The organism is Nocardia sp. NPDC051570, from assembly GCF_044454005.1.
Lineage (GTDB): Bacteria > Actinomycetota > Actinomycetes > Mycobacteriales > Mycobacteriaceae > Nocardia.
In genome coordinates, this window is record NZ_JBITDI010000011.1 from 122,884 (window position 1) to 144,894 (window position 22,011).

23 protein-coding genes are annotated in these 22,011 nt (G+C 68.7%); 11 read left to right on the forward strand and 12 right to left on the reverse strand.

The window, feature by feature from the left end; all coding sequences use genetic code 11:
- Positions 1–3 precede the first annotated feature (3 nt).
- The gene (locus tag ACIA76_RS26695) at positions 4–975 is read right to left on the reverse strand and encodes a DMT family transporter (protein WP_397155267.1); all 972 of its coding nucleotides are present in this window, start codon (positions 973–975) and stop codon (positions 4–6) included.
- Positions 976–1,157: 182 nt separating this feature from the next.
- Complete coding sequence (locus tag ACIA76_RS26700; protein WP_397155269.1) at positions 1,158–1,484, reverse strand: hypothetical protein; 327 nt, start codon at positions 1,482–1,484, stop codon at positions 1,158–1,160.
- Between the two features lie 178 nt (positions 1,485–1,662).
- Here ACIA76_RS26700 and ACIA76_RS26705 point away from each other — a divergent pair, with 178 nt between their 5' ends.
- A complete protein-coding gene (locus tag ACIA76_RS26705; protein ID WP_397155271.1) occupies positions 1,663–2,913 on the forward strand; it encodes a helix-turn-helix domain-containing protein in 1,251 nt (416 codons plus the stop codon).
- Positions 2,914–3,018: 105 nt separating this feature from the next.
- Here ACIA76_RS26705 and ACIA76_RS26710 read toward each other — a convergent pair whose 3' ends face one another.
- Together ACIA76_RS26710 and ACIA76_RS26715 are read right to left on the reverse strand one after the other, a co-directional pair.
- Positions 3,019–3,648, reverse strand: coding sequence for a hypothetical protein (locus tag ACIA76_RS26710; protein WP_397155273.1), 630 nt, complete (start codon positions 3,646–3,648; stop codon positions 3,019–3,021).
- A 7-nt stretch (positions 3,649–3,655) separates the two neighbouring features.
- Positions 3,656–4,216: a hypothetical protein gene (locus ACIA76_RS26715; RefSeq protein WP_397155274.1), complete on the reverse strand. Its 561-nt coding sequence runs from the start codon at positions 4,214–4,216 to the stop codon at positions 3,656–3,658.
- A gap of 107 nt (positions 4,217–4,323) precedes the next feature.
- Here ACIA76_RS26715 and ACIA76_RS26720 point away from each other — a divergent pair, with 107 nt between their 5' ends.
- Together ACIA76_RS26720 and ACIA76_RS26725 are read left to right on the forward strand one after the other, a co-directional pair.
- Positions 4,324–5,028, forward strand: coding sequence for a nitroreductase family protein (locus ACIA76_RS26720; RefSeq protein WP_397155276.1), 705 nt, complete (start codon positions 4,324–4,326; stop codon positions 5,026–5,028).
- Between the two features lie 250 nt (positions 5,029–5,278).
- Positions 5,279–6,550 (forward strand): lanthionine synthetase LanC family protein, encoded by a 1,272-nt coding sequence (locus ACIA76_RS26725; RefSeq protein WP_397155278.1) that lies wholly within the window; start codon positions 5,279–5,281, stop codon positions 6,548–6,550.
- A 79-nt stretch (positions 6,551–6,629) separates the two neighbouring features.
- On the opposite strand, the gene ACIA76_RS26730 is transcribed toward ACIA76_RS26725, so the two are convergent.
- Together ACIA76_RS26730 and ACIA76_RS26735 are read right to left on the reverse strand one after the other, a co-directional pair.
- On the reverse strand, positions 6,630–7,283 hold the full coding sequence (locus ACIA76_RS26730; RefSeq protein WP_397155280.1) for a response regulator: 654 nt from the start codon (positions 7,281–7,283) through the stop codon (positions 6,630–6,632).
- Positions 7,284–7,419: 136 nt separating this feature from the next.
- Positions 7,420–8,655, reverse strand: a complete 1,236-nt coding sequence (locus ACIA76_RS26735; protein ID WP_397155282.1) for a sensor histidine kinase — start codon at positions 8,653–8,655, stop codon at positions 7,420–7,422.
- Between the two features lie 136 nt (positions 8,656–8,791).
- On the opposite strand from ACIA76_RS26735, the gene ACIA76_RS26740 reads away from it, so the two are divergent.
- The gene (locus ACIA76_RS26740) at positions 8,792–9,664 is read left to right on the forward strand and encodes a sterol desaturase family protein (RefSeq protein WP_397155284.1); all 873 of its coding nucleotides are present in this window, start codon (positions 8,792–8,794) and stop codon (positions 9,662–9,664) included.
- Positions 9,665–9,828: 164 nt separating this feature from the next.
- Here the strand turns inward: ACIA76_RS26740 and ACIA76_RS26745 are convergent, their stop codons facing one another.
- Entirely contained in the window at positions 9,829–10,692 is an 864-nt protein-coding gene (locus ACIA76_RS26745; protein ID WP_397155286.1) for an NAD(P)-dependent oxidoreductase, read from the reverse strand.
- A gap of 134 nt (positions 10,693–10,826) precedes the next feature.
- Here ACIA76_RS26745 and ACIA76_RS26750 point away from each other — a divergent pair, with 134 nt between their 5' ends.
- From ACIA76_RS26750 to ACIA76_RS26760, 3 genes are read left to right on the forward strand one after another with little or no spacing between them, the layout of a single operon-like run.
- Entirely contained in the window at positions 10,827–11,180 is a 354-nt protein-coding gene (locus tag ACIA76_RS26750; protein WP_397155288.1) for a winged helix-turn-helix transcriptional regulator, read from the forward strand.
- Positions 11,181–11,225: 45 nt separating this feature from the next.
- Entirely contained in the window at positions 11,226–12,578 is a 1,353-nt protein-coding gene (locus ACIA76_RS26755; protein WP_397155290.1) for a M20/M25/M40 family metallo-hydrolase, read from the forward strand.
- 26 nt (positions 12,579–12,604) lie between these two features.
- On the forward strand, positions 12,605–13,141 hold the full coding sequence (locus ACIA76_RS26760; protein WP_397155292.1) for a YbhB/YbcL family Raf kinase inhibitor-like protein: 537 nt from the start codon (positions 12,605–12,607) through the stop codon (positions 13,139–13,141).
- Positions 13,142–13,205: 64 nt separating this feature from the next.
- Here ACIA76_RS26760 and ACIA76_RS26765 read toward each other — a convergent pair whose 3' ends face one another.
- From ACIA76_RS26765 to ACIA76_RS26780, 4 genes are all read right to left on the reverse strand, one after another.
- Complete coding sequence (locus ACIA76_RS26765; RefSeq protein ID WP_397155294.1) at positions 13,206–15,032, reverse strand: AMP-dependent synthetase/ligase; 1,827 nt, start codon at positions 15,030–15,032, stop codon at positions 13,206–13,208.
- Between the two features lie 208 nt (positions 15,033–15,240).
- The gene (locus ACIA76_RS26770; protein WP_397155296.1) at positions 15,241–16,332 is read right to left on the reverse strand and encodes a quinone-dependent dihydroorotate dehydrogenase; all 1,092 of its coding nucleotides are present in this window, start codon (positions 16,330–16,332) and stop codon (positions 15,241–15,243) included.
- Between the two features lie 8 nt (positions 16,333–16,340).
- Positions 16,341–16,607, reverse strand: coding sequence for a DUF5703 family protein (locus tag ACIA76_RS26775; RefSeq protein ID WP_397155298.1), 267 nt, complete (start codon positions 16,605–16,607; stop codon positions 16,341–16,343).
- Positions 16,607–17,689 carry a YncE family protein gene (locus ACIA76_RS26780; protein WP_397155299.1) on the reverse strand — a complete coding sequence of 361 codons (1,083 nt, stop codon included), beginning with the start codon at positions 17,687–17,689 and terminating at the stop codon, positions 16,607–16,609. Before ACIA76_RS26780 ends, ACIA76_RS26775 begins: the two co-directional genes overlap by 1 nt.
- Before the next feature lie 198 nt (positions 17,690–17,887).
- Here ACIA76_RS26780 and ACIA76_RS26785 point away from each other — a divergent pair, with 198 nt between their 5' ends.
- From ACIA76_RS26785 to ACIA76_RS26795, 3 genes are all read left to right on the forward strand, one after another.
- Complete coding sequence (locus tag ACIA76_RS26785) at positions 17,888–18,235, forward strand: hypothetical protein (RefSeq protein ID WP_397155301.1); 348 nt, start codon at positions 17,888–17,890, stop codon at positions 18,233–18,235.
- Positions 18,236–18,370: 135 nt separating this feature from the next.
- Positions 18,371–18,904: a hypothetical protein gene (locus tag ACIA76_RS26790; RefSeq protein ID WP_397155303.1), complete on the forward strand. Its 534-nt coding sequence runs from the start codon at positions 18,371–18,373 to the stop codon at positions 18,902–18,904.
- 4 nt (positions 18,905–18,908) lie between these two features.
- Complete coding sequence (locus ACIA76_RS26795) at positions 18,909–21,002, forward strand: MMPL family transporter (RefSeq protein ID WP_397155304.1); 2,094 nt, start codon at positions 18,909–18,911, stop codon at positions 21,000–21,002.
- A 14-nt stretch (positions 21,003–21,016) separates the two neighbouring features.
- Here ACIA76_RS26795 and ACIA76_RS26800 read toward each other — a convergent pair whose 3' ends face one another.
- Positions 21,017–21,649, reverse strand: coding sequence for a LysE family translocator (locus ACIA76_RS26800; RefSeq protein ID WP_397155306.1), 633 nt, complete (start codon positions 21,647–21,649; stop codon positions 21,017–21,019).
- 177 nt (positions 21,650–21,826) lie between these two features.
- Between ACIA76_RS26800 and ACIA76_RS26805 the strand changes: the two genes are divergently transcribed.
- On the forward strand, positions 21,827–21,988 hold the full coding sequence (locus ACIA76_RS26805; protein WP_397155308.1) for a hypothetical protein: 162 nt from the start codon (positions 21,827–21,829) through the stop codon (positions 21,986–21,988).
- The last annotated feature ends 23 nt before the right edge of the window (positions 21,989–22,011 follow it).

Consider the following 22,011-nt stretch of genomic DNA (forward strand, 5'->3'; position numbering starts at 1 on the left):
GAGTCAGGCGATCGCGCGATCGTCGTCGTCCTGTTCGTCGGGGGTGTTTCGCGCGGCCGCACCGTCAATACTGGTCAGCCGCTTCAGTTCTCGGGTATCGGCGGGCTCGGGTCGGGCGGGGCGTTTCTCGGCGGCGTTGAGGCCGATGGCGAAGCCCACGATCAGCCCGCCGCCGACCAGGCCGGTGACGGTGGGGACCTGGGCGTAGAACGCCAGCCCGAACAGCAGGCCCCACACGCATTCCAGCGTCATCAGATTGCCCGCGCGCACCGAGTCGACGCGTTCGAAGCCGTAGTTGACCAGGAATACGTTGAGCACGCTCAACGCCCCGGCGATCGCGATCGCGCCCCACAGCACCGCGGGCGACAGATGTGAGGCCGTCTGGGGCAGCCCTTGGCCCTGGGCGATCGAGGTGAGCCCGACCCCGACGGTGCCGACGCCGACGGTGAGGGTGGTGATCTCCTGATTGTTGAGGATGCCGCCGTGCCATTCGCGGCCCAGATAACTCAACGCCATGGCGACCATCGCGATGAGCGCGATCAGATCGCCGTGATTGAACGTCGCCCCGCCGAATCCGGGTCGGAATCCGGACAGGACCGCCACCCCCGCCGCCGACCCGGCCACGCACACCACGCGCGCGCGGGTGGCGCGCACGCGGCGCAGTGCCAGGCCCAGCGCCGAGGCGAGCGGCAGCGCCGCGATGAAGGACACGTCCGCGACGCTGGTCATGGTGGTGGCCTTGGTGAACAGCAGGGTGCCCACCACGTAGAGCAGGATGGTGCGGAGCACGACCACCGTCCATTCCCGGGCCCCCGCCCGCGCGATGACGCGCCAGCGCAGTTGACGGGCGAACAGCAGCACCGCGAGCAGGAAGGCGACGGCGGTACGCAGATACACCTGCTGGGCGATGGTGAATCCGTTGTCGAGATACTTGCTGAACACCGTCAGCATCGCATAGGACGCGGTCAGTAACACCAGCGCCGCGACACCTCGCAGGTCGGTGATCTTGCTCCCACGTACGATTGCCGTGCCATCGATACCGCCAGCGTACCTATCGTGCTCGGCTACCGGCTCGTAAATTCCAACCGGTATGGACCAGGCGGTGTTTCAGCAATCGTTCGGTGGTGTTCACCGACCGCGAGGGTGACGCGGATTCGTCAGTGTTCCTTGCGAGCGCGCAGACGCCGCAGCAACCGATCGTCGGGCTCGACGTACGAGACCGGCGGTGGCAGTTGTCGGTTCAACGCGGTGTCCTTGCGCCACGGCCGAGACCGTGCCAGCCAGCCGGCCACCAAGCAGGCGCCCGACAGGATCGAGACCGTCGGAATGTTCATCACCGACGCGCAGGCGAGGTAGGCCGCCAGTGCTGTGACAACTGTGGCGGCAGCCGACATCAGTTGGATCAGCTGGGTGGCGAGCGTCCCGGTGCCGCCCTGATTTTGAGTGTTTGCCGGAACCCTGCCGGCGAGTGTGGTTTTCTTCATGGCGCATACAGTGCGGCCGCAGCGGCCGCGGGCACCAGAGCGAGACACCGGCTTGCACGTTTCGCGCGCAGAACCCCATGTATTGCGAACGCAAACAGGCGATTCGGGACTAATGTTGACCTCGGAGACGCAGAGTCCCATACGCGTCCGTCCTTCGTTAATTGAATCTGGAGATGTTGTGGTTACAACCCCACACAGCATCGCGTGCGCACGCCGGATTGTGCGCGACATCGAGACCGCTGGGGGAAGTACGTGGGAGGCGGTCCAGGCGATCCGGGCGCACTGCGGCGCATCGTTGTTGCGAGCACATCGCATCGCACACGGCTATACCCTCGTCGAGGTCACCGAGCGGTTGCGGCGGTTGCTCGAGGAGGCGGGAGCGGCGAATCCTGGTGTGTCACATCAGAGTGTCTCGCGGTGGGAGACGGGTCTGGACATGCCGGGGTACCAGTACCTCGACGCGTTGTGCCGGCTGTATCACACCCGGCCCGACCGTCTGGGATTCGGCCATGACTACACCGAGGAGCATCGCGGCGGCGCCGCGCCGCCCGCGCCCACGGTCGACTCGGGGGTGTGGAATACGGTGCGAGCGTTGGAGGAGAGCGTCGAGCTGAGTGGCTATCTGGTGTACGTGCAGCCGCCCTCGGAGTACATTCCGGCGCGGATGCGGGATCTGGCGCAGATCCAGCATCTGATGCTGGCCGACCGCTCGGCGGAGCTGCATCGGCGGCTGCTGCGGGTGGAGGCGATCGTGGCCGGGCTGATCGCGTTCCGGCTCAACGACGTCGCCGACATCCACGACACCTTCATGTGGCTGTACAAGGCCCGCCGCGCCGCCCGCCAGGCCGGGGACACCGCGCTGGAGGCGTGGCTGCGCGCGCATATGGCCCATATCCACGAGTGTTATCGGCATGCGCTGGATCAGGGCCTGTCCGCGGCCCAATCGGCGCAGACCCCCGAGGCCCGGTCGGCGCATGTGTTCGGCCTGCTGGCCGAGGCCGGGATCCAGGCGCGCATCGGCCGCCGCCGCGAGGCGATGGGCGCGATCGCCGCCGCCGAGCGGATGTTCGCGGCCCTGCCCGCGACCGCGACGACCGATGACAACCTGGGCACGTCGGAATACATTCTGCGCTGGCATCAATCGCACGTGCTGACCTCGATCGGAGACCGCCGCGCCGCGGAGGCCATGCGCGCGCGGGTACTCGAGTTGCCGATGGCCGCCAAGGATCAGGTGGGCCGAGCGCTGATGGACCTGGACCTGGCCGCGATGCTGCTGCGCCAGGGCGTACCCGATCAGGCCTGCGAGCTGATCCGCCATGTGCACCAGACACTTCCGGCGGAGTTACGGGCGGGACAGATCCAGCGGTATCTCACGCAGTTGGTGACTGGGCTGCCGCAAGGGTTGCGGGAGAGCATCTTTCAGCGGTGAGCGAGTGGGTCAGCCGCTGTTCAATGCTCTCTCGACCTCGTGCACGCGGCGGTCCAGGCGGGTCGAATTCACTTGGGCGGCTGCCCGATGCGCTTGGTGGTTCGGTCAGTGGGGTGTGTCGGGGCCGGTGCCGAGGATGCGGTGGAAGAAGCTGCGGTAGCCGCGGAGGGCCTGGCGGAGGTCCTCGGTGTCGGCGGATTTGCCTGCGGACCAGCGGGTTTCGAGGGAGCTTTTGCGGTCGGCGACGGCGGTGGTGAGTTGGTCGATGGTGGCGCCTACCAGGTGGTCGGCTCGGATGACGGCCTGTTGGGGGTCGTCGATGAACAGCGATTGGACCTCGCGCCATTCGATGCGCAGGCGTTCGAGGTCGGCATCGGCGAACAGTGGGGTGTCGTGGTCGAGTGTTTTCGCCTGGGACTGCACTGGTTTCGTTGATTCGGTCGGTGCGGGCGCGGTGTGGGCCGCGTCTTCGGTGACTGTGTCGGCATGGGCGGGCTCGGTCTCGACGCGCTGGGTCTGTGAGGTGGGCTCGACTGTTGAATCCGCTTCGTGCCGTGGGTGTTCGGCTATCCCGGCATCGACGGTCCGATTCTCGTGCTCGTCGGCGTGCTGAGGGTGGGTGTGCGGTTCGCGATCGCGTTCCTCGGCGTCGTCGACGGTGGAGTCACTCGCCGTGGCGGCGGAGTGTGTTGGGGCCGTACCGGTGTCGGTGTCGCGCTGGGAGAAGATGCTCATGATGCTCTCACTGGTGTTGGGTGGTGCGGGTGGGGTCGGTGCCGAGTAGGTCGGCGAACAGCTGGCGGTAGTGCACGATCGCGGTGCGCATCTCCTCGGTGGAGGCCGCGCCGTCCGCGGCGCGCACGGTGATGTCGTGGGCGACGCGGTAGCCGCTGAGCGGTTCGGCGTGTTCGACCGACAGGTCGGCGACCTTCTGTTCGTGGTTGTCGGTGGGATAGCCGCGGTCGGCCATGATCGCGGTCACGAGCCGGTCGGCCGCGCCGAGGGCGGCGGTGGGGTCGTCGACGAACTGTTCCTGCATGCGCGCCCATTCCAGTTGATAGCGCTGGCGTTGCCGATCCGACAGCTCCCGCAGATTCAATTCGGTGTGGCGGCGTTCGCGTTGGGCCAGTTCGGCCTCCGCGGCGTGACGGTCGTCGGAGCGGTCGACGGCGCGGTCGTATTCGGGCCCGAATCTGGTGCGCAGTCGCCGCCTGCGCAGGGTGGGCCGAAGGGCGAGCGCGATCACGAGAAGTACCGCGACGACCACGACGACGATCACCACGGCCACTACTACACCCGACACGTGAACCTCCTGGGTCGAGTTGGGGAATGTCGCTGTCGGTAATGCCTCGCGGGCCGCGCGTCAAACACCAAGGGCGTCAGCGGGGTTGACGAATTACGCTGATGGCCATGACCGACCAGATTTCGACGCGAAGCCACACCTTCCCGTTCGTGCCGTACCGGCCGGCGCGCGTGGACCCCGCCGCGGGGCTCGATCGCGGGCGGGCGTTGCTGCGGCAGCTCGACGCCCGGCGCAGCGTGCGGTTCTTCGCACCCGACCCGGTACCCCACGAGATGATCGAACTCGCGGTGACCGTGGCCAATACCGCGCCCTCGGGGGCACATCAGCAACCGTGGAAGTTCGTCGCGATCGCCGACGCCCAGATGAAGGCGCGCATCCGCGAGGCCGCCGAACACGAGGAGCGCATCAACTACGAGGGCGGTCGGCTGCCCGAACCGTGGCGCGATGCGCTGGCGCCGCTGGAGACCAACTCCGACAAGTCATATCTGGAGGTGGTGCCGTGGCTGGTGGTGGTGTTCGCGGAGAAGAGCACCCCGCGCCCGGACGGGTCGCTGCGCAAGAACTACTACGTCAACGAGAGCGTCGGCATCGCGTGCGGGATGTTCATCACCGCCCTGCACGAGATGGGATTGGCGACGCTGACCCACACCCCCAATCCGATGTCGTTCCTCACCGAGATCCTCGAACGCCCGGCCACCGAGCGGCCCTACATCCTGTTCCCGATCGGCTATCCCGCACCCGATTGCGAGGTACCCGACCTGGTGCGCAAGCCGCTGGACGAGGCGCTGGAGTACTTCCCGCCGCACCCCTGAGGGGAACGTTCGTCTTGAGCCCGACCGGTCCGGACGGAAGCCTTCGCTGCGGCGCTGGACCGGTTTCGGGCAGGGTGTGCGAGGGGTGCGGATGCGGCAACACTGTCGCGGTGGAATGCGGCCACCCGCAAGGGGTTTCGGCTCCTCGTCTGCTGTCTGGGGTTGCCTTGTCTGGTCGTTCCGCAGATCAGCCTTCGACGAGGACGGTGACACCAACTCGCGGTCGGACCGGTGTTCTAAACTGGCAACCATGTTGGGGGACAAGGTCAATCTTGATGTCGGACCGGTGGAGCGGTTGGCCCGTGGGGCAGTTGATTGGCTTCTTGCCCAGGCCCAGGTGAGCGAGAACGGCCTGGTCTGGAAACCTGCCGCCGATGAGCCGGAGATCGATCCGACTCTCTATCACGGTGGTGCCGGCATCGTGCTGGCCTTGCTGGAGGCGCACAGCCATTTCGGCGATGACCGCTATGGCGAGGCCGCGCTCGGCGGTGCCAGGGAGATCGCGGCGCAGGTCGAACAGCAACGCGACTGGTCGTTGTATATCGGCCTGACGGGCATGGCTGTCGCGTTGCACGCGGTGCACCTCGAGCTCGACGATCCGGTCTGCGAGCGGTTCGCCCGACGAGGACTCGATCGGGTGCGCGCGGCGTTCGACGGCCAACGATGGGGCCCGTACTTCGAGCTGATAGCCGGCAACGCGGGTATCGCCCTGGGTGCCCTGCACGCCGGCGATGTGGACCTCGCGCTGCTCGCGGTCGAGCCGTACCTGCACACCGCAGATCCGACACCTGGCGGGATCAACTGGGCGGTGCTTCCTGCGCCTGCCCGCTTGCATCACATGTCCCATGGCACCCTCGGCATTGTGCATGCCTTGGCCGCGGTCTCGGCCGAGACCAGCCGCGAGGACTTACGTGCCACCGCGCTCGCCGGTGCCGCCGACGTGGTCGCCCGCGACGAAGCGGGGCCGCCAGGATTTCTTGTGCCGCATTCCGATCCGCCGCACCGCCCTGAGTTGATCGAGCGCTACAGCTACGGCTGGTGCCACGGCCCCACCGGCGACGCCCAGACCTTCCGTCTGCTGGCCGAACTCACCGGTGACGTGAGCTGGGCCCAACTGATAGACCGGTGCTGGCACACCATCACCCACTGCGGCCTGCCACAACGACTACGACCAGGATTCTGGGACAACAACGGATGTTGCTGCGGCACAGCGGGAGTCCTCGCGCTCGCCTGCGATCGAATGGTCGAACACCCCGATCCCGCCGAACGCCACCGCGCCCGCGATTTCGCCCGACTCCTGGTCGAGGATCTCACCGAACGAGCCATCGTCGACCACACCGGAGTTCGCTGGTCGAACCATGAGCACCGCGTCACTCCCGGGGATCTGGAACCACACACCGGGTGGGCCATGGGGAACGCCGGGATCGTCCGCGAACTGCTCCGCTATGCCCGCATCCTCGGCAATCAGCGGCCCGATTACACCGTGCAATGGCCCGGCCACCCTCCGGCCGCGCTCCGGTAGCCTCCCGGCCGCTGCGGCGCCCCGAAGACAAGGTCAGCCCACACTGGGCGATCTCCTCGGGACTATCGGAACGACGGCACTAGCGCCGGATGACGCCGTGCTGGTGGGCATAGACCACGGCGTGGATGCGGTCGCGCACACCGAGTTTGGCGAGAATGCGCGAGACGTGGGTCTTGACCGTCTCCTCGCCGACGCCGAGGGCGGCGGCGATCTCGCTGTTGCTGGCGGCGTCGGCCAGGGCCAGCAGCACCTCGTGTTCGCGGGCGGTGAGGGTGGCCAGTTCCGGCGGGGCGGGGGTGGGGGCGAGGGTGCCCGCCAGCCGCGCGGCGAGTCGTCTGGTCATCGACGGGTCGATGACCGCATCCCCGCGCGCGGCGATGCGGATGGCGGCGACGAGTTCTTCCGGCGGCAGGGTTTTCAACAGGAAGCCGCTGGCCCCGGCGGCCAGGGCGCGGGCCAGGCTCGCCTCGCTGTCGTAGGTGGTCAGGACGAGAACCCGGGTGCCGCCCGCGGTGACGATCGCCTCGGTGGCGGCCAGGCCGTCGAGTTTGGGCATGCGCACGTCCAGGATCGCGACATCCGGTCGCAGCCGGGCGGTTTCGGCGATCGCGGTGCGGCCGTCGCCCACATCGGCGACGCAGTCCAGATCCGGATGGGCGGCCACCACCGCGCGCAGCCCGGAGCGGAACATGGCGTGATCGTCGGCGATGAGCACGCGGATCGGGGTGGTCATCGTTGTCCGATCGAGAGCGGTTCACGAACAACCGTGCCGTACACGCGGATCCGGATGGGCGCGGGGCCTGCGATGGGCTGGTGCCCGCCGACATGTCGCCGATCGCGGTCGGCGACGAACGGTCGCAGCGGTGTGGTCATGTTCGTCCGATCGGCAGCACGACGCCGATGCGCCAGTGATGGTCGATGTGGGCGTCGTATTCGACGGTGCCGCCGAACAATTCGGCGCGGCGGCGGATGCCTTCCAGGCCGCGGTGGACCGTGTCGGCCCCGATCTGGTGTGCGGCAACGGGATTGGTTTGATCGATGCGCAGCCGGTGGGCGTCGGAGGTGACGCGCAGGGTCGCGGTGCCGTCGCCGTGGCGCAGTGCGTTGGTGAGCAGTTCCTGCACGATACGAAAGACGGTGACGTCCAACGATTCCGGGAGCGGGGTGGCGGCGGTGGTCTCGAGGTCGACGTCGAGGCCGGCGGCGCGCACGGTGGCTACGAGCTCCTCGATATCGGCCAGGCCGGGCTGGCGGCGCCCCGCGTCGTCGCGGCCGTGCAGCAGATCCAGTTGGCGGCGCAGGTCGACCATGGCGGCGCGGCTGGAGGCCTCGACCGCGGCCAGCGACCGGGTGGCCGGATCCTCGGGCGAGGCCAGGGCCAATCGCGCGGCCCCGGCATGGATGCCGATGGCGGCGACGTGGTGGGAGATGACGTCGTGCAGATCGCGGGCGATGGCCTCGCGTTCGTCGGCCAGGGCGCGGTCCAGGGCGGCGCGGTGTTCCTGGCGGCGCAGCCGTTCGCGCTGTTCGAGTTCGGCGATATAGGCGCCGCGCGCGGCGGTATAGCGGCCGACCAGCCATGGCACCAGCCCCGCCGACACGGCCTGGGTGGCCAGCAGCCGCCAGTCGCGGGCGATCGGCCCGGCCGAGACCAGGCTGGCCAGCGAGGCGCCGATGCCCATCAGCGGCACGATCAGCAGTGACGCGCGCATGGACAGCCATGCCCCGGCCCGGTATCCGGCGACGAGGAATCCGACATCGGCGATGCGGCTCGGCAGCCCGTGGTGGTGCAGCAGCCAACATCCGCCCAGCCGCACCGCCACATGCGCCAGCGCGACCGCCGCGGCCGTGCTGGGCGGGGCGGCCAGCGCGAGGTCGGCGGCGATGATCGCGATCGTTGCCACCGCCGCGGCGGCGGGTGCGGTGCCGTAGAGGCCGGCCATGGTGAAGACGAGAGTGTCGACCGTGGCGGCCGCGACGGCCACCAGCAGCGATTGCCGTGCCAGCGAGCGGCGCACGGTGCCGGGTTCGCGTCCAGCGGCGAAGGTGCGCACCGAGCCCAGCGCGCGCCGCCGCGCCCACGCCCACATCCTGTTCCACCGCACAAATGGCGACGATACCGGCACTCTCGCGCGGCGCCGTCCCCCGCGCGGGGGAGTCGCGATCCCTCGCCTGCGCGATGTTTTGCCCGGTCAGCGGCGATAGCGTCGGCACAGGGGCAGGTTCGGACAAAGGAGTGCGATGAACTTGGAACTGGGGTTGTATGCACTGCCCGCCTTCGCGGTGCTGATGCTGGTGGAATGGCTCGACAACCGCCGCGATCGCGCGGCGGGCGTGATCTCCGGTCGCGACACCGCGACCAACTGGATCACCTATGTGCTGGGGCAGGTGAGCAAGCCGCTGCTGCAGTATGTGCTGCCGTTCTCCACGGTGGTGGTGGCGGCGTCGCTGACGCCGCTACATCTGCGCGCGGACCAGTGGTGGGTGTGGGTGGCGGGGCTGGTGGTCACCGATTTCTGTTATTACTGGGCGCATCGGGCCGATCATCGAATCCGGCTGCTGTGGACCGCGCACAGCGTGCACCACTCGAGCACGTACTTCAATCTGTCGACCGCGATCAGGCTGCCGTGGTTCAACCCGATCGCCTCCATCGTGCGCAGTCTGGCCTGGGTGCCCGCGGCGCTGCTGGGATTCCCGGCGTGGATGATCTTCGCGCTGATCTCGATCGGACTGCTGTACCAGTTCCCGATCCACACCCAGCGCATCCGAACACTCTGGGCGCCACTGGAATTCGTATTCAACACCCCGGCCCATCATCGCGTGCACCACGGCTCGAACACGCCCTATATCGACCGCAATTACGGCGGGGTGTTCATCGTCTGGGACCGCATGTTCGGCAGTTTCGCCGCCGAGAGCGAACCGATCCGCTACGGACTGACCCACAACATCGGCACCGGCAATCCGATGAAGGTGAACTATCACGAATTCGGGGCGATGCTGCGCGATGTGCGCGACGCGCACAGTTGGCGGGGGCGGCTGGGTTATGTGTTCGGTCCGCCCGGCTGGAGTGAGCAGACCCAGCCCGAACCGGTGCGCACACCGGCCGCGGCGTAATCGGGACGAGAAACGGCGGCCGCCGGGTATCGAATCCGGCGGCCCGGCCGCTGCTGCCCGCCACGCGAGATCAATTGGTAGGCGAGAGGATCCGAGCTTTGCATGCGCGGAGACCGCAGTCCGCCCGGCGCGTGGAGAAAGGCGGCCGGGCGGAGCGTGCAGGGTTAGGAGCGCAGGCCTTCGAAGATCCGTGCGAAGGATTCGGGGCCGTGGCCGTCGGCGACCTGGGCGTCGATCAGCGCCTTGACCGAGCCCAGCACCGTCGGTGACACTCCGGCAGCGCGGCTGGCGCGTGAGATCGCGTCCAGGGCGGACTTGTTGAAATCCATGGTCTGGGTCGCGGCGGTGTAGTCGCCACTGTCGATGAACCGCGCCTGCCCGGTAAAGCTGGCGGTCATGGCTCGCAGCCACGGGGTGGCCCGCGCGGCGAACGATTGCGCGCTGACCCCGGCCGAGCCGACCATCGCCGCGCCGTGCGCGAATCCGGCGAACATGATGTACATCGACGACAGCAGCGCGAAATCGTAGAGCGACGCCAGTCCTGGGTCGGTGCCGAAGTATTCGGCGACACCGAACACCTCCAGCAGCGGGCGGTGGTCGTCGAAGACCTCCTGTGGACCGGAGTACAGGATCGAGGAGCCGAGCGTGCCGATCATCTCCGGAATCGCCATGATGCCGCCGTCGAGATATTCGATGCCGTGCGCGGCGGCCCAGGTACCCAGTTCGCGCGCCTCGTCGGGGGCGGTGCTGGTGAGGTTGATCAGCTGCCGCCCGGCGAGAGAGTCCGCGACGGGGTCGAGGGTGTCGTGCACCGAGGCGTGATCGAGCAGAACCGCGAGGATCGGGCCGGTGCCCGCGATCGCGTCGGCGAGGGCGGGCGCGGAGATCGCTCCGGCGGCGACGAGTTCGGTGTCGCGGCCGGGGGTGCGGTTCCACACCGTGGTCGGGTATCCGGCGTCGAGCGCCGCCGTGGCCAGGGCCCGGCCCATCGCGCCGAGGCCGAGGATGGTGACGGGGGTGGATTGCATTGCGGGTCAACTCCTTACGAGAGAACGGTCGGGGGCGGCGCCGCAACCCATGTTTGCCCGTATTGCCCTTTCCGCCAAGTACTCACTATCTTGTGCGGTACTTACCGTCTGGTGTGTATCGAGGTAGCGGAGCTATGAGTGCGAAGAGATGTGGGCCTTACTTCTGCGGCATCGATGCGGCGATGGATGTGGTTGGCGGCAAATGGAAATCGCTGATCCTGTGGGAGCTCGAGGCCTCCGAGGTGCGCCGCTTCGGTGAGCTGCGCCGCGCGCTGCCGGGAGTCTCGGAGAAGATGCTGATCCAGCAGCTGCGCGACCTCGAGGAGGACGGCATTGTGCACCGCGAGGTGTATCGGGAGGTGCCGCCGCGAGTGGAGTACTCACTCACCGAGGACGGCCGCGCGCTCAACGCCGCGCTCGAACCGCTCGGCGCGTGGGGTCGCACCCGCATCGATCGCATCGGCGCGGCGCGGGTGCACGCGAGCTGATGCGCGGCGCGCGGTGCGCGGTCGCCGGGTGGTAGGAAGGAGTGCGTGCCTGCACCCGGTGACAAGATCGAGAAGTCGCTCGCCGAATCGGAAGTGGTGGAGCTGGTCAGTACGCTGATCCGCTTCGACACCTCCAATACCGGCGAGCTGGAAACGACCAAAGGCGAACGCGAATGCGCCGAATGGGTGGCCGACCAGTTGCATCAGGCCGGTTACACCACCGAATACGTGGAATCCGGTGCGCCCGGGCGCGGCAACGTGTTCGCGCGCCTGCCCGGCGCGGACCCCAGCCGCGGGGCGCTGCTGATCCACGGGCATCTGGATGTGGTGCCCGCCGAGGCCGCGGATTGGAGCGTGCATCCGTTCTCCGGCGCGGTGCGTGACGGCTATGTCTGGGGCCGCGGCGCGATCGATATGAAGGATATGGTCGGGATGATGCTGGCGGTGGCGCGCCAGTTCAAGCTCGAGGGCACGGTGCCGCCGCGGGATCTGGTGTTCGCATTCCTGGCCGATGAGGAGAACGGCGGCCGCTGGGGGTCGCACTGGCTGGTGGAGCATCGCCCGGATCTGTTCGACGGCATCACCGAGGCGGTCGGCGAGGTGGGCGGATTCTCGCTGACCGTGCCGCGTCGTGACGGGGGTGAGCGGCGGCTGTATCTGGTGGAAACCGCGGAGAAGGGGCTGGCGTGGATGCGGTTGCGCGCCAAGGCGCGTGCCGGGCACGGCTCGTTCGTGCACGCGGACAACGCGGTCACGATCCTGGCACAGGCCGTAGCTCGCCTTGGTACACATACCTTTCCGCTGGTGATCTCCGATTCGGTGGCGGAGTTCCTGGCCGCGGTGGCCGAGGAGACCGGCATCGACTTCGATCCGACCGGACCCGATATCGAGGGTCAGTTGGCCAAGCTGGGCACCATTTCCCGCATCATCGGCGCCACGCTGCGCGATACCGCCAATCCGACGATGCTGCGGGCGGGCTACAAGGCGAATGTGATTCCGCAGACCGCCGAGGCGGTGGTGGACTGCCGGGTGCTGCCCGGGCGCCAGGCCGCATTCGAGCGTGAGGTGGACGAGCTGATCGGCCCGGATGTGGAGCGGGAGTGGATCACTCAACTGGATTCCTATGAGACCACCTTCGACGGGCCGCTGGTCGATGCGATGAACGCCGCGATCCTGGCCCACGATCCCGACGGCCGCACGGTGCCCTACATGCTGTCCGGTGGCACCGATGCGAAGGCGTTCGCCACGTTGGGGATTCGCTGTTTCGGTTTCTCGCCGCTGCGGCTGCCGCCGGAACTGGACTTCACGGCGTTGTTCCACGGTGTGGACGAACGGGTTCCGGTGGATGCGCTGGAATTCGGGACCCGCGTCCTGGAGCATTTCCTTCTGCACAGCTGACGATTCACGAAAGGACGGCCGCACTCGTGCCCGACTACTCCTTCAATCCGTATGCGGCGCTGCCGCAGCTGCCGAACTTCACCGTGACGTCCTCGGATGTCGCCGACGGCGCGGTCTTCGGCAACGATCAGGTCTCCGGTGTGTTCGGCGCCGGCGGTAAGGACATCTCCCCGCAGCTGTCGTGGTCGGGATTCCCGGCCGAGACGAAGAGTTTCGCGGTGAGCGTGTACGACCCGGACGCGCCGACAGCGTCGGGGTTCTGGCACTGGGCCGTGGCCGATATCCCGGTCGCGACCACCTCGCTGCCCAGCGGCGCGGGGAGCGAGGGCGGTTCGCTGCCCGCGGGGGCGATCACGCTGCGCAACGATGGCGGATTCGCCGGATTCGTGGGTGCCGCACCGCCCGCCGGACATGGGCATCACCGGTACTTCATCGCCGTGCACGCGGTGGATGTGGACTCGCTCGGGATCGGGGGCGAGGCGAGCCCGGCGTTCCTCGGGTTCAATCTGTTCTCGCATGCGATCGCGCGGGCGGTCATCGTCGCCACCTACGAACAGCCCTGACGGCTGCGAAACGATGTGGGGCCCGGGCGCGAAAACGCCCGGGCCCCACGTTGTTTCGCGGGATCTAGCTCAGGCTGAGCACGCCCTCGGGCAGCGGGTCGGTGTAGAGCGCGCCGATGCGGTCGGCGTACTTGGCGGCGATGGGGCCGCGCTTGAGTTTGAGGGTGGGGGTGATCTCGTCGCCGCCGGGCTCCCAGGCCTGCGACAGGAGGGTGAAGCGTTTGATCCCTTCCACGCGCGAGAGTTTGGTGTTGCCGGCGAGGACGGCCTCGCGGACCTCGGCGATGATCTCGGGGCGGGCGGCGAGGGTGGCCGGATCGGCGTCGGGGACGCCGAGTGCCTTGGCCCGCACGGCGGAGGTGTCGGGATCGAGCACGATCAGCGCGGCGATGTAGGGGCGGGCGTCGCCGATCGCGACGATCTGGCCGATCAGCGAGGAGGCGGCCTTGACGGCGTTCTCGATATTGGTGGGGGAGATGTTCTTTCCCGCCTCGGTGATGATCAGTTCCTTCTTGCGGTCGACGATCGTGACGTAGCCATCGCCGTCGATAGTGGCGACGTCACCGGTGTGCAACCAGCCCTCGGAATCCAGTGCCTCGGCGGTCTTCTCCGGCATATTGCGATAGCCGCGGGTCACGATGGGTCCGCGCAGCAGCAGTTCGCCGTCGCTGTCGAGGCGGATCTCGCAGCCCTGCACGACCCGGCCGACCGAGCCGGGGCGGGGGCGGTCCAATTCGGTGAAGGTGCCGATGCCCGCGGTCTCGGACATGCCCCACACCTCGGTCACCGTGAAACCCAGGCCCAGGAGGTATTCCAGGGTTTCCGGCGGGATGGCGGCCGCGCCGGAGGAGGCCACGCGCAGCTCGTCCAAGCCCAGCGCATGGCGCAGTTTGGACAACACCAGCGCGTCGGCGATCCTCTGCTGCACGCGCAGCAGCGGCGAGCCGCCCGCGCCGAGGCGGGCCCGGGCGGTGGCGATACCGACGCCGATGGCCCACTGGGCCAAGGCCTTTCGCACCGGACTGGATTCGGTGGCCAGTTTCGCGTCGATGCCCGCCTTGATCTTCTGCCATACCCGCGGCACCCCGAAGAACGCGGTGGGCCGCGCGTCGGGCAGGGCGGCAGCGATCTCGCGCGCATCGGGTACGCAGGTGACGGTGACGCCGGTGAACAGGTTCATGCAGTGTCCGGAGATGCGGTCGGCGACGTGCGCGGCGGGCAGATACGACACCACCCGATCGTCGAGGCCCACGGTCAGCGGTCCAGCCATCAGCGCCACGATCTGGGCGACGACGTTGGCGTGGGTGATCTCCACGCCCTTGGACGGGCCGGTGGTGCCGGAGGTGTAGATGAGGGTGGACAGATCCTGCGGTGTCACGGCCCGCCAGGCGGCGTCGAAGTCGAAGTCCGCCTTGGGGTTCGCCTCCACCTCGGCGAGGGTGCGGGTGTCCGCGGCGGGGCCGTCGACGACGATGATGTGCTCGAGGGCCACGCCCGAGCCGGTGATCGCGTCGAGGAAGGCGCGTTCGGTGACGACGATCCGGTTGCCCGCGTTGGCGAACACGTGCGCGATCTGGTCAGGGGAGCTGGTGTTGTAGACCGAGAACGGGGTCGCGCCCAGATGCAGGGCGGCGGTGTCGACGAGATTGAATTCGGGTCGGTTGGTCAGCATGAGGGCGACCGTGTCGCCATGTGCGACACCGAGTTCGGCCAGGCCCGCGGCGATGGTGCGAACCCGGCGGGCGTAGTCGGCCCAGGTGATCTGCACGGTGCCGCCGACGGTGCGCAGGGCGACCTGATGCGGCCGCAGCGCCGCGGTCTGCTGGAACGCCTGTGGCACGGTGGTCACCGTGGCGCCGGACTGGTGTGCGTAACCGATATCAGTCGTCATATATCCCTTGTTCCCGAGTGCGGTACCGATCCGCATTCCCATCCCCGCCGTCGGGTGATGCGGGTCACTCATCCTACCGGCGAACCGGGCATAGGTGACGGGTCTTACTCGGGATCACGAATTCGATGACAGGGCACCGACATCCGGGCGGCAGTCGATGCCGACCGGCATCGGGTGCACGAACGCCGTGCCGTGCACCCGATGCGGATTATGCCGACTGTTCCAGGCCGTGGGTGTGTTCGGCGCCGACGGCCTCGGTGAGGCTGGTGAATCCGCGGGCGCGCAGGCGCTGGGCCAGGCCGCGGTGGATGCGACGGGTCCAGCCCGGGCCGCCGTAGATGAATCCGGTGTAGCCCTGCAGCAGGGTGGCGCCGGCGAGGATGCGTTCGAAGGCCTGATCGGCGGTTTCGATACCGCCCACCGAGATCAGCACCAGCCGGTCGCCGACGCGGGCGTAGAGGCGGCGCAGCACCTCGAGGGCGCGGTCGGCCACCGGAGGTCCGGACAGCCCGCCCGCGCCCATGGCCTCGACCTCGGCGGCGGGGGTGGCCAGGCCGTCGCGGCGAATGGTGGTGTTGGTGGCCACGATTCCGGCCAGGCCCAGTTCCACCGCGAGGTCGGCGACGGCGTCGATATCGTCATCGGACAGGTCGGGGGCGATCTTCACCAGCACCGGCACCTCGACGCTGTCGAGCACCGCGCGCAGTAGCGGCCGCAGCGAGGCCACCGCCTGCAGATCGCGCAGGCCCGGGGTGTTGGGGGAGCTGACGTTGACCACGACGAAATCGGCCAGCGGGCCCAGCAGCCGTGCGCTGGTCGCGTAGTCGGCGGCCGCGGCGTCGGCGGGGACGAGTTTGGTCTTGCCGATATTGGCGCCGATCGGCACCCCGCCGGTGCGCCGGCGGCGCAGGCGTTCGGCGGCCGCGGCGGCGCCGTGGTTGTTGAAGCCCATCCGGTTGATCAGCGCGCGGTCCGCCTGCAGGCGGAACAGTCGCGGCGCGGGATTACCCGGCTGGGCGTGGGCGGTGACGGTGCCGATCTCGGCGAAGCCGAAACCCAGTGGGCCCCAGGCATTCACGCCCTCGGCGTCCTTGTCGAATCCGGCGGCCAGTCCGAGCGGAGCGGGGAAGTCGACACCGAAGGCGCGGGTGGCCAGGATCGGATCGGCGGGCGCGGTAGCGCGGGCCAGCAGCGCGCGCACACCGGGGGTGGCGGTGGCCAGGCGCATCGCGGCGAAGGCCAGGTGATGGATGCGTTCGGGCGGCAGCAGGAACATCAGCCGCAGTAATAGCGCGTACATATCCGGCCTCACATCCCCGGTTCCGGCGTGGGGACGCTGGTTTTGCGGCGTCGCAGCAGCACGCGGCGGCTGCCGTCGGTGTAGGCGCGCACGCGCGAGAGCTCCCAGCCGCCGAATTCGGCCTGGATGGCCAGTCGGATGGAGGCGCTGACCCGGTTGACATCGGGAGGCAGGCGTAAGGGAACGTATTCGTATTCCCCCTCCTGGGTGGTCTCCTCCCATCCCACCGGGAGCGCGGGTCGGCGTTGCGAACGGTGTGCCGAGGCCTGAGTCATCACTGCCCTCTCTTCCTCTGGTCCGCGCCGATCCGCTCGAGACCGTCACCGGTCGCGGATCCCACGAACATCTCGCCGGTGCGTTCATCGATCGTCACCGAATTCGGCTGGCGTACCGTCGCGAAGCGTCCCACTTCTTCCGGTATACCCTTCGACAGGTCGTAGCCGACCACTTCGTTGCTGCCGGTCAGCGTCACCCACACGGTCTCGGTCGAACGATCGTAGGCGAGTGCGTAGGGCGACGAGCCTACCGGGAACCGTTGCCGCAGTACGAGCGGATCGGCGGTGTAGACCAGCAGCGCGCCGCCCGAGGTGTCGGTGGCCAGCAGGCGGCCGAAATGGTCGCTGATCAGGCCGACCGTGCCCTGGCCCGCGCGCAGCGACAGGCCCGGGCGGTGGGTGGCGAGATCGAGCTGAGTCAGGGTGGTCTGGTCCCGGTCGAGCACGGCCAGCGCGTCGCCCGCGGCGGCGATCGCATCGATGGCGCCCAGGCCGGTGACGGTGTCGCGGACGACATTGCCCTTGGTGTCGCGGATCTCGACCTTCAGGTCCTGAGGCTGGTCGTCGAGGGTGCGGATCTCGACCTTGCCGCCGTCCAGGGCCAGGGCGGTGGTGCCGTCGGGGCGGCGCGTGAGCGCGCGGACCGGCGCGTCGACGGGGGTGGTGCGGACGGTGGCGGCGGCCGGATCCAGGTGCAGCACTTGGGTTCCCGCGGCGAGCAGGATCTCACCCGGTGCGCCGAGCGCCCAGCTGGTGGTGGCGGGCAGACCCACCGCGCGCACCGCGCCGGTGGCCGGGTCGAGTACTCGCACGCCGCGACCGTCGGCATCGAGCATGACCACCCGCCCGCTGGCGGGTTCGCTCAGCACCGCGGCGATCGGCGCGGTCGCGAGCACGGTCCCGGCGGGCGGATGAGCGGTGGCAGGGGCGACCGCGGCCACGCCGGGCGCACCGGCCGCGGGCGCGGTCGTGTCCTGATTACTGCTCGAGCAGCCGCTCAGAATCGGGACCGCGAGTGCCGCCGCGACCAGTGCCGACGGCCACCGCCGCCGTACCGGTCGGTTCCCGTGGGGACCGCGCATGCACCGAACTCCTTCTCACCCGCCACTCATGCGTACCTCTTCATCTGACCATGGTGACCGAGTCGGGCCGCTCACCGGGGTGGTTCCGCCGGGAAGGACCACATCCCGGGACCCGCACCCGGGCTGCCGGGCGCGGCGGTATGTCGGTGGTAGCGGTTACGGTGGGAGGTGAACAGCAGTCGATGCAGGGAGTCCCGGTTGGAAACAGACCATACGCCTGGATTTATCCTGGAAGACATTACCGTTGGTCCGTTCGCGCACGGATTCGGTGCCACCGAGGACGGTCGTTCGTTCGCCTTTCGCACGGTTCGCTCGACCCTCACCCTGGAGATCTACCGCCCCGATCTCGCCGACGCGGTGCCCGGTCCCGAGGATGTGGTCGCCCTGGCCGAGGCTCGGGTCACCGATATCGATCTCGACGACGAGCGCAGCATCACCGCCCTGGTTCGCGATCTGATCCCCACCGCCGCCGCGCTGCCCGCCCACGGTCCGACGACTGTGCGCGCGCTGCTGGGGCGGCTCGGCGCGGTGCTCGAGGCGCGGTAGGCGACGCTCGGTCTCGCGTAATCCGTTGCGGCCCAGCCTGTTCGAACAGCCGTTCGGCTACGCTCGGTGATCTTCGCCGAACATGACAGACTGTAGCCGAACGACCGGTAACTTCGACCTTCGGCGAGGACGGCAATGGCAGTGCGAGGTTCGGCGCGCATGGCGGCGGTGCTGGCGGCGGCCGCCGCACTCGCCGCGGGCTGTAGCAGCGGTTCCGACGAGGCGTCGGTGGCCGCGGCGCGGTCCTCGGCCTATGCGGCGCTGACCTCCTCGGCGCAGGCCGCGGCGGTGAGCCGCGCCAACCGCCCGCCTGTCCCGACCGCGCCCGAGCTCGACACTCAGATCAAGCGTGCCCTGGATCCGACGCTGCCCGATTCCGACCGCACCGCGCTCATCCAGGACGGCGCCGCGTTCAAAGACGCCATCCCCGATATGTACAAGGCGCTGCACGACAATCCGCGCGCGATCTACGGTGTGGTGGATCCGGTATTCGACAATCACGACGGCACCCTGACCGCGACCATGCGCCTGGACAAGGACGGCACCGGCACCAACGTGCGCACCACGATCGTGCATTTCGTGGACGAGGGTGGGGCTTGGAAGATCTCGCGCACCGACCTGTGCGGCATCCTGCGCTCGGCCGACTACAAGACCCCCGCCTGCGGTTGAGTCGATGGTGCACGAGCAGGCGCTGCGGTGGGGCCGATTCGTCCACCGCCACCGGTATCTGGTGTTCGCGATGTTCGTGCTGCTGGTCGCGGTCGGCGGGATCTACGGGCGGGATCTGGGCTCGCGGCTGACCCAGGGCGGCTGGTTCGACGAGCACAGCGAATCGGTGATCGCCTCGAAACTGGCCGATTCGACCTTCGGGCGCGATCGCGACGCCGATGTGATCGTCCTCTACACCGCCCCGCCGGGCGCCACCGTCGACGATCCGGCCGTGCGCGACGCGGTGACCGACGCGCTGGCGGCGCTGCGCGCGAAGTTCCCCGATCGCATCCAGAAGATCGACAGCTACTTCGACGGCCCCATGATGGGCCAGTTCGCCGACGCCTCGCATACCCACGCCTTCGCCAGCATCGGATTGCGCGGCGCGGATACCGAAACGGTGAACAACTATCTGGCCATCGAAAACGATCTGCGCGCAAGCGGACCCGGCGCCGGGCCCGGCGGCACCACGGTGCAGCTGGCGGGGCTGCAACCGGTGGTGGAGGGCATCAACATCGGCATGCAGCACGATATCCGCCGCGCCGAGCTGATCGCGCTGCCGATCGTGGCGGTGCTGCTGTACTTCGTCTTCGGCGGGATCATCGCCGCCGCGCTGCCGGTGCTGATCGGGACGATGACGATCCTGGGGAGCCAGGGCATCATGCGCCTGCTCACCGATCACATCGATGTCAACGTATTCGCCAGCGCGGTGGTGACATTGGTGAGTCTGGGGCTGGCGATCGACTACGGATTGTTCGCGGTGACCCGGTTCCGCGAGGAGCTGGCGGCGGGACGCAGCGTGGAGGAGGCCACCGCCCGCACGGTCGCCACCGCCGGGCGCACGGTGGTGTTCTCCGCGGCGATCATCGCGGTCAGCCTGGGCGCGTTGTTCATCTATCCCAACGGAGTGCTGCGTTCGGTGCCCTACGGCGGCATCAGTTCGGTGCTGCTGGCGGCGGTGCTGTCGGTGACCGCGCTACCCGCGGCGCTGTCGATCGTGGGGCGGCGTATCGACCTGTGGGGCTGGCATCGGCTGGCCGGGGTCCGCAGCGCCGAGCAGATCGATCGCGGATTCTTCTCCCGGCTGGCGTTGTTCGCGATGCGGCATCCGGCGCGGGTGATCGTGCCGGTGGTGGCCGGGCTCGTGCTGCTGCTGATTCCGTTCCGCCACATCGCATTCGGCGGATTGAGCGAACGCTATCTGGCCGCGGGCAATCCGGCGCGGGTGGCGCAGGAGAGCTTCGACGCCCTGTTCCCCACCTTCCGCACCGAACCGCTGAAACTGGTGGTGGTGGGCGCGAATCCGCGACAGCTGTCCGATATTCGGTTCCAGGCCGATTTCGCGCCGGGGCTGACCGGCCCGTTCGATGCGGCCGCGCCGACCACCGACGGGATCAACGTGCTGTCCACGGGTCTGGTCGACAGCCGCGGCGCGGATGCCGCGATCGCGGTGCTGCGCGCCATCCCCGATCCGCCGGGGGTGAAGGTGATGGTGGCCGGGGTGCCCGCACTGGAACGTGATGCCATCCACGGGCTGATCGACCGGCTGCCGATGCTGGCCGCGATCCTGATAGCCGCGGCGATCGGGTTGATGTACGCGGCATTCCGGTCGCTGGTGCTGGCGGTGAAGGCGGTCGTGATGAGCGCTCTGTCGCTGGGCGCCACCCTCGGGGTGCTGACGTGGATCTTCGTGGAGGGACACGGGGCCGGGCTGTTCGGATTCACCCCGCAGCCGCTGATGTTCGCGGTGCTGGTGTTGATCGTGACGGTGCTGTTCGGATTGTCCACCGATTACGAGGTGTTCCTGCAGTCGCGCATGACCGAGGCGCGCGCGGGCGGCGCGGCCCCGGCGGAGGCGATCCGCTACGGCATCGCCCACACCGGCGGGGTGATCACCTCGGCGGCGGCGATCCTGATCGTGGTGACCGGCGCATTCGGATTCTCGGATCTGGTGTTGATGAAGTACATCGCCTACGGGATGATCGCGGCTTTGTTGCTGGACGCCACGGTGATCCGCATGCTGCTGACACCGGCGGTGCTGAAACTGGTGTGGCGGTGAGCATATCGATGCGCTCAGCTGGTCTGGCGGGGTTGGGGACCGGCGAGGGCGGCGAAGGCGGCCAGGCCCAGATAGATCAGCCCGGTGGCGTAGCGCTGGCGGCGCTGGAAGGTCGGACGGGCGCGCAGCCAGCCACCGAGGGATCCGGCCGCGAGGACGTACACCACATCCGAGGCGATGCCGAGCAGCGCGGTGACCGCGCCCATGATCACGATCTGCAGGGGCACATTGCCCGCGCCGCGGTCGATGAACTGGGGTAGGAACGCCAGGAAGAACAGGATCACCTTCGGGTTGAACAGGTTGATCAGCAGCCCGTCCAGATACACCCGGGGCAGGGGGCGGGCGGTGAGGACCGGCTGGTCGGCGGCGTCGCCGCCGCGCAGGGTGCGGTAGGCCAGATACAGCAGATAGGCCGCGCCCGCGTAGCGCAGCACCGAGAAGGCCGTGGCGGAGGCGGCGATCAGCGCGGACAGGCCCGCGGCCGCGGCGGCCACGTGCAGCAGGGTCGCGCTCTCCACGCCGAGCACCGACGCCATGCCCGCCCGGCGGCCCTCGGCGATGCTGCGGGTGGTGATGTAGAGATGGTTCGGGCCGGGGATGGCGATGAGGGTGGCGGCGGCCAGCAGGAACAGCAGCGGATGGGTCACCTCGACAAGCTAATCCGCAGCACGGGTTCGCCGCCAGTGGGTACGGCGCACTCCGCGCGGCGCGGCCGCGCCCGGCCCGCTCGGGTCGGCGCAGCGCATCGGAGTCGACTCCCATGGATTCGCCACGCGGGCACCGGGTGTCGCGAGCGGGTGCCAAGCCCCGTTAACCTAGGGGCCGTGACACACCCGGAAGAATCTCAGCACTCCAGCCACGGCCGCCACGCGGCTCCCGACGGCGCGGGCATTCACCCCCTGATCGACCTGAACCGCGACCCCACCCCCGGCAAACCCGACCACGCCCGCCCCGACGAGGACGACGACGAGTCCGCCGCGGAGTAGCGCGATCGCCCTTGGGCGATCAG

Excerpts from the sequence above, each read along its gene's own strand:
- ACIA76_RS26700 (WP_397155269.1), bottom strand. The coding sequence starts at position 1,484 with ATGAAGAAAACCACACTCGCCGGCAGGGTTCCGGCAAACACTCAAAAT.
- ACIA76_RS26710 (WP_397155273.1), bottom strand. The coding sequence starts at position 3,648 with ATGAGCATCTTCTCCCAGCGCGACACCGACACCGGTACGGCCCCAACA.
- ACIA76_RS26720 (WP_397155276.1), top strand. The coding sequence starts at position 4,324 with ATGACCGACCAGATTTCGACGCGAAGCCACACCTTCCCGTTCGTGCCG.
- ACIA76_RS26725 (WP_397155278.1), top strand. The coding sequence starts at position 5,279 with ATGTTGGGGGACAAGGTCAATCTTGATGTCGGACCGGTGGAGCGGTTG.
- ACIA76_RS26730 (WP_397155280.1), bottom strand. The coding sequence starts at position 7,283 with ATGACCACCCCGATCCGCGTGCTCATCGCCGACGATCACGCCATGTTC.
- ACIA76_RS26740 (WP_397155284.1), top strand. The coding sequence starts at position 8,792 with ATGAACTTGGAACTGGGGTTGTATGCACTGCCCGCCTTCGCGGTGCTG.
- ACIA76_RS26745 (WP_397155286.1), bottom strand. The coding sequence starts at position 10,692 with ATGCAATCCACCCCCGTCACCATCCTCGGCCTCGGCGCGATGGGCCGG.
- ACIA76_RS26750 (WP_397155288.1), top strand. The coding sequence starts at position 10,827 with ATGAGTGCGAAGAGATGTGGGCCTTACTTCTGCGGCATCGATGCGGCG.
- ACIA76_RS26765 (WP_397155294.1), bottom strand. The coding sequence starts at position 15,032 with ATGACGACTGATATCGGTTACGCACACCAGTCCGGCGCCACGGTGACC.
- ACIA76_RS26770 (WP_397155296.1), bottom strand. The coding sequence starts at position 16,332 with ATGTACGCGCTATTACTGCGGCTGATGTTCCTGCTGCCGCCCGAACGC.
- ACIA76_RS26775 (WP_397155298.1), bottom strand. The coding sequence starts at position 16,607 with ATGACTCAGGCCTCGGCACACCGTTCGCAACGCCGACCCGCGCTCCCG.
- ACIA76_RS26780 (WP_397155299.1), bottom strand. The coding sequence starts at position 17,689 with ATGCGCGGTCCCCACGGGAACCGACCGGTACGGCGGCGGTGGCCGTCG.
- ACIA76_RS26790 (WP_397155303.1), top strand. The coding sequence starts at position 18,371 with ATGGCAGTGCGAGGTTCGGCGCGCATGGCGGCGGTGCTGGCGGCGGCC.
- ACIA76_RS26795 (WP_397155304.1), top strand. The coding sequence starts at position 18,909 with ATGGTGCACGAGCAGGCGCTGCGGTGGGGCCGATTCGTCCACCGCCAC.